Source organism: Lentzea sp. NPDC051838, assembly GCF_040681245.1.
Lineage (GTDB): Bacteria > Actinomycetota > Actinomycetes > Mycobacteriales > Pseudonocardiaceae > Lentzea.
In genome coordinates this window covers 143001-149294 of the sequence record NZ_JBFAYI010000021.1, presented here as the reverse complement: position 1 = coordinate 149294, position 6294 = coordinate 143001, and the positions used below count along the sequence as shown (strand labels likewise).

At 68.1% G+C, this 6294-nt stretch carries 5 protein-coding genes; 3 read left to right on the top strand and 2 right to left on the bottom strand.

The features are described 5' to 3' along the window. Positions 1-178: 178 nt before the first annotated feature. A complete protein-coding gene (locus AB0M24_RS33855) occupies positions 179-616 on the bottom strand; it encodes a DUF6474 family protein (protein ID WP_363777348.1) in 438 nt (145 codons plus the stop codon). 82 nt (positions 617-698) lie between these two features. On the opposite strand from AB0M24_RS33855, the gene AB0M24_RS33850 reads away from it, so the two are divergent. Together AB0M24_RS33850 and AB0M24_RS33845 are read left to right on the top strand one after the other, a co-directional pair. After that, complete coding sequence (locus AB0M24_RS33850) at positions 699-2342, top strand: TM0106 family RecB-like putative nuclease (protein ID WP_363777346.1); 1644 nt, start codon at positions 699-701, stop codon at positions 2340-2342. Between the two features lie 13 nt (positions 2343-2355). After that, positions 2356-3954, top strand: coding sequence for a cyclic nucleotide-binding domain-containing protein (locus AB0M24_RS33845; protein WP_363777343.1), 1599 nt, complete (start codon positions 2356-2358; stop codon positions 3952-3954). Here AB0M24_RS33845 and AB0M24_RS33840 read toward each other — a convergent pair. Further along, positions 3951-4709 (bottom strand): SDR family NAD(P)-dependent oxidoreductase, encoded by a 759-nt coding sequence (locus AB0M24_RS33840; protein ID WP_363777341.1) that lies wholly within the window; start codon positions 4707-4709, stop codon positions 3951-3953. The two genes, AB0M24_RS33845 and AB0M24_RS33840, sit on opposite strands and share 4 nt — an antisense overlap. A gap of 282 nt (positions 4710-4991) precedes the next feature. On the opposite strand from AB0M24_RS33840, the gene AB0M24_RS33835 reads away from it, so the two are divergent. Continuing rightward, entirely contained in the window at positions 4992-6293 is a 1302-nt protein-coding gene (locus AB0M24_RS33835; protein ID WP_363777339.1) for a UDP-glucose/GDP-mannose dehydrogenase family protein, read from the top strand. The last annotated feature ends 1 nt before the right edge of the window (position 6294 follow it).

Below are 6294 nucleotides of genomic sequence, written 5' to 3'. Positions count from 1 at the left end.
GAGGTCAAGTCGACGAAAAGCGTGTCGACTTGACCTCCCCTCCCTGGCGCGGCAAACGTTCAGCCACGACTCGTGACGGGACCCACCCCACCTATCGTTTCTTGGCTAAAGGCAGCTCGGCTTCGCCTTCGCCACTGCTCGCCTTCGGCTTCGCTTGATGCCGCCTTCGGCGGGGGTGCTACTCGCGGACGTTCAGGCGGCGGAGCAGTTCCTGTTCTAGCGCGTCCAGGTCTGTTCCTACGGCTCGGTGTGCTGCTTTGCGGCGGGCCGTGGGCATGCGTTCGGAGGCTCGTACTGCGGCCAGCAATTGGGTCAGGCGGGCCTCGGTCTTCGAAACCCAATCGGCGTCGGTCGTTCGCAAAGGCTCCAAGGAGTCGGAGAAGCCGACAATTCGTGCGTGGAGGCGGGCGCCGAATCCGGAGTACTTGCCGATGTCGGCCACGTCGATGCCCAGGCGGCGGGCTCGGTAGCGGTCGTACTGTTCGCTGAGCATGCCTGCGCCTCTGGCCAGGACCGGGGCTAGTACCGGGATGAGCGCTGGGGCCACCACCTTGGCCACTCCGACCAGGTTCTTGGCCCTCTTGGGCGTGATCAGATGGCCGGTTTTGCGCGCCATTCGGGTACACCTCCTCCGTCAGGTGAAACTTACTGCCCAGGTTGCTGACACGTGAGGTGGACGCGCGACATACGCTGCTGCTGTGACTTCCCAGGTGCAGCTTGACGCCGGCGTGGTCACTCGTTGTCGGCGGCGGGTGCACCTCGAAAACGATCCGGAGATGCGCGACGCTCCCAAGGCGGCGCCGGATCCGGCTTCTGAGCAACGGAAAGCGGACGCGACCAACCACCGTCGTGCGGTGGCGGATGCGCTCGGGCGGATTGTGGGCTCGAACCTCTTCGAGGTGCCGAACGGGCCGGAGGTTCGCACTGCGGATCGGGAGCGGGTCACGCTTGCCGCGATGGAGATGGGGGCCCAGTACATCTGGGGGGCCGCGCTGCCTCGTGATCCTCGTGGTGGGCGGCGTGGTGGGATCGACCTGCTGGTGAAGGACTCGACCGGGTACGTGCCGGTGCTGGTCGTGCGGCACAAGATCACTGATCCTGGGCAGGGCGCCAAGACCAGTCCGTTGAACACGCCGTTGCCTGGCGGGAGTCGGACTGATCCGCATCGGAAGGTTCGGCCGCAGCCTCGGGATCAGCTCAGGCTCGCCCACGCGCAGAGGCAGTTGCAGGCTGCTGGTTTTGCGGCTCATGGGCGCGCTACCGGTGGCGTGATCGGCATGGATGCCGATGTGGTGCTGTGGCACGACCTGGAGGCGCCTACCTGGCCCGGCGGTCGTAACGCGTTGGCCGAGTACGACGCTCGGTTCTCCGATCGGCTGGCGATTGCGCTGGCTGCGGCGAACCAGAGGGACGCGCTGGCGAAGCCGTCGCGCATCGTCGACTGCAAGACGTGTCCGTGGTGGCCGACGTGCGACAACGAGCTGAAGCAGGGGCGGGACGTGAGTCTCGTCGTGCGCGGTGAGGATGCCGTGGCGCTGCGGAAGGCCGGGCTGTCCACTGTGGACGCTCTGGCCGAGCTGGATCCGACGGGTGACGGGCCGATCCAGTTGGTGGGTATGCCGTTCGGTGACGCCGTGGTGCTGGCGCGGGCGTGGCTGCGGGATCTGACGCTGGTGCGGCGGGTGCCGGAGATGAACGTGCCGCGTGCTGACGTCGAGGTCGACGTCGACATGGAGAGCTTCGGCGATCTCGGCGCGTACATGTGGGGCTGTCTGTTGTCCGGAAAGGACATCGACGAGCCGCCCGGCTACCGCGCCTTCGTCACGTGGGATCCGATGCCGTGCGACGACGAGGCTCGTTCGTTCGCCGAGTTCTGGACGTGGCTGACCGGTGTCCGCCTGCGCGCCAAGGCACGCGGGCTGTCGTTCAAGGCCTACTGCTACAACGAGCTGGCCGAGAACCGGTGGCTGCTGGCGTCGGCGGAACGGTTCGCGGGCAAGCCCGGCATCCCGACGATCGCGCAGATCAAGGAGTTCATCAACTCGGACTCCTGGGTGGATCTGTTCGGGATCGTCCGCGAGCAGTTCCTGTGCGCGCACGGCAAGGGCCTGAAGATCATCGCGCCCGTGGCAGGGTTCTCCTGGCGCGACCCGGAGGCCGGCGGCGAGAACTCGATGCGCTGGTACCGGGCCGCGGTCGGGTTGAACGGCGACGAGCTCGACGTCGATCAGCGGCGGCGGCTGCTGGAGTACAACGAGGACGACGTCCTGGCCACCCACCGCCTGCGCGAGTGGATGACCTCGGACGCCATGTCCCGTCTGCCGTTCGCGGGCGACCTCTAGCCAGGGAGGCTCGGTGGAGGTCGAGTTAGTGCTCGTCACCATCGTTTCGTGCGACATCGTCGGGCACTCGGCGGCGGACATCGACGTGCAGGTGGCACGGGTGGCGGCGATCAACGCCATCGTCGACGCCTGTGCTGACGTCGTGTGGGCGTCCGGCGGGGACGGTGGCCACGTCCTGTTTCAGCAGGAGGAGTGGGAGCAGCCCGCGCTCGACCTGGCCTTCGCGTTGCGAGCGTGGTCGCTCGACGAACGTGTACCGCTGCGCATCGCGTGCCACCGCGGTCCGGTGCGCACCATCGTCGGTGCTGGTGGCTGCGTTCAACCGGTCGGACCCGGTATCAACGACGCGGGAAAGCTGCTCGGCCATTGGGACGACGGAATCCTGGTGTCGGAGGAGTTCCGTCTCGCGACGAGTTCCGCCGCCGTCGAGTTCCACGACCCGCGCCGGCTGCTGGGCAACGACGGCAGGCTGCAGTCGATCTACCTGATGTCGTCCGGCACGAGCAGATCGCACTGGAGCACTGCGGCCGAAAGCGACCACGAGGGTCTGCGCCGGGCGGTTTCGGAGGGGCGCAGCTGGGACATCCTCCACCTCGCCAAGCGGATCTGGCAGGCCAGCTCGGACGACCGTCTGGTCGCGCGCTGCGTCGAGGCGATCGAACCGGCGAAGCTCAAGTTCACCGACACGCGCACCGGGAAGGACGAGCTCAACCCGTTCTTCGGCCTGCCTGACCTCGACGAGCCGATCGAGATGCTCAAGCTGGGCAAGCTCGTGGAGCGCAGGCGCGGCGAGTTCATCTGCCGCTACCGCGACCGGGGCGACTCGTTGTTCGTCATCCTGCGCGGCGAGATCGGCGTCTTCAACTCCGAGGGGGAGGGATCCGCGGACGCGCTGCACACGCTTCGTCAGGGCGAGATCGTGGGCGAGCTCGCCTATGCGCTGGCTCGCGATCGGACCGCGGACCTGGTGGCCCTGACCGATGTCGCGTTGCTGTCGTTCAGGTACGAGGACGTCCACCTGCTGGCGGGCTCTGCCGCCGCGCGCAGTGTCGCCCGGTTCATCAACTACCGGGCGTTGCAGCACGTGAGCGACAACGCCCCGTACCTGCTCGGGCCGGATCGCAGCGGCCCGTTGAACGCGGGTGAACGGCGGTGGGACGAGACGCTCGCGTCGTTGCGCGGCCATGCCGAGCTGATCACGTTGCGCAGGTTGCCCGTGCAGCTGACCTCGGACTCCGTTGCGGCGGAGGCGCCGAAGCCGAAGGGGATCTACATCCTCGCCGCGGGCACGCTCGAAGCCGGCGGAAAGGTGCTGAAGGGCACCGACTTCCCCGTGCTGTGGGTGGACCTGCCGCGCTTCCTGTCAGCCCGATCGACGAAGTACGCCGTGCGCAGCCAGGTGGTCAAGGTGCTGTGGATCGGCGCGCGGGGGATCGACGGGCTGGATCCGGTGCAGCGAGAAGCACTGCACCGGACCCTGAGTCGCACCGTCGCCGACCTCGCGGAGGCCGGTGGGGCGTACAACCGGGTGGAGAGCAACCAGGGGGTCGTGATCCAGGCCGACCGGATCATCGGCGACGTTCACGTCCACCCGCGCACTGAGCAGCCCTAGCGCGGAGCCATGCGGAGAGCGCCGTCCATGCGGATGACCTCGCCGTTCAGGTAGTCGTGCTCGACCAGCGAGAGCGCGAGCTGCGCGTACTCGGTCGGCTGCGCCAGGCGCTTCGGGAACGGGATGCCGGCGGCGAGGCCCGCGCGGAACTCGTCGGAGACCGTGGCGAGCATCGGGGTGTCGACGATGCCGGGCGCGATGGTCAGCACGCGGATGCCGACGGACGACAGGTCGCGGGCGGCCGGGAGGGTCATGCCCACGACGCCGCCCTTGGACGAGGCGTAGGCGACCTGGCCGATCTGGCCGTCGAACGCGGCGATCGAGGCCGTGTTGATGATGACGCCGCGGGCGCCGTGCTCCAACTCCTCGGTCTTGCCCATGGCCGCGGCGGCCAGGCGCAGGACGTTGAAGGTGCCGATCAGGTTGATCTCGATGACCTTGCGGTACAGGTCGAGGTCGTGCGGGCCGGTCTTGCCGACGGTGCGGGTCGACGGGCCGATGCCCGCGCAGTTCACCGTGATGCGCAGCGGGTGGCCAGAGCCTGCCGCGGTGTCGACGGCGGCGGCGACCTGCTCGCCCGAGGTCACGTCGGCGGCCAGGTAGGTCACGCCCTCGACGGCTTCGGCCTTCTCGATGGCGCTCGGCAGGTCGAGCGCGAACACCTGCGCTCCACGCGCCGCCAGCGCACGTGCGGTCGCGCCGCCGAGACCGGACGCGCCACCGGTGACGATGGCCGCGGTACCCGAGATCTCCATGCCTTCATCCTCCTCGAAGCGAACTGCTCGCGAGGAGGTTAACGCTCGTTACCTCGAACTCAACGGTCGGTCCAGTGGAGCAGTGCCACCAACGGCACCGCTGCCAGGAGCGCGAGCCCGATGAAGATCGTCGCCACACCCAGAATTCCCATGCCCTGAACTGTGCCGTTCGACGGTGTTCGAAACATCGGCCGCGCCGGTAGACCTCTGGTAGGAGATCTGTCACGGGCAGCTACGACGAAAGTCGTACGGCGTTCAACTGGGCATGTCAGGGTCACCCTTATGTTTGCGCGCCGTATCGCCGTGGTGGGCACCGGTTACGTCGGGTTGACGACGGGAGCCTGCCTCGCCTCTCTCGGGCACCGCGTGGTCTGCGCGGACGTGGATTCGTTGAAGGTCGCCCGGCTGCGAGCCGGGCAGGTCGACATCCTCGAACCCGGACTCGCCGAGCTCGTCGTCGAAGGTCAGGCAGCCGGGCGGCTGGAGTTCGTGGTGGGGGCCGCGGCCGCGGTTCTCGATGCTGACGTCGTGTTCCTCTGCCTGCCGACGCCGATGGGCGCGGGTGGTGCGGCCGACCTGAGCGCCGTCGAGTCGGTGGCAGCGGAGATCTCCGAGGTGCTCCCGTACGGGGCGGTGATCGTCACGAAGTCGACGGTGCCTGTGGGGACGTCCTCTCGCGTGCGCGCGCTGCTCGGGCGTGAGGACGTGGCGGTCGTGTCGAACCCTGAGTTCCTGCGCGAGGGAACGGCGGTTCGCGACTTCCTGCACCCGGACCGGATCGTGGTGGGCTCGGACTCGCCATCCGCGGCTGAACGGGTCGCGGCTCTGTTCGCCAAGCTCGGTGCGCCGACCGTGCTGATGGACGCCGCTTCCGCCGAGATGGTCAAGTACGCCGCGAACTGCTTCCTCGCGATGAAGCTCTCGTACGTCAACGCGGTCGCTGAGCTGTGCGAACTGCTCGGCGCGGACATCGAGTCCGTGTCCGAGGGCATGGGATACGACAAGCGGATCGGGCAGTCGTTCCTGCGTCCCGGGCCTGGCTGGGGCGGGTCGTGCCTGCCGAAGGACACGCACGCGATGGTGCAGATCGCCGAGGCGGTTGGTGTCGACTTCGGGCTGGTGCGTTCCACGATCGAGGCCAACGTCCGCGCGCAGATGCGGGTGGTGGACAAGGTTCGGGTCGCCTGCGGTGGATCGTTGGCCGGTGTGCGGATCGGCGTGCTCGGGCTCGCGTTCAAGGCGGGCACGAACGACCTGCGCGACTCACCGGCGTTGGCGGTCGCCGAGCAGTTGGTGCTCGAAGGCGCCGACCTGACCGCCTACGACCCCGAGGTGACGGGGCCGCTCGCCGGAATGCTGCTGGTCGACGACCCGTACCAGGCGGTCAAGGGTGCCGAGGCCGTCGTGCTGCTGACGGACTGGCCGGTGTTCCGGACGTTGGACTGGGTGCGCGTCGCCGAGCTGATGGACGGACACGCCGTCGTCGACTCCCGCAACCACCTCGACGCCGACGCACTGCAGCGCGCTGGACTACTCCATTCGGGTGTGGGGCGTGCGTCACTCGGAGTCACGCAATTTAGTTAGC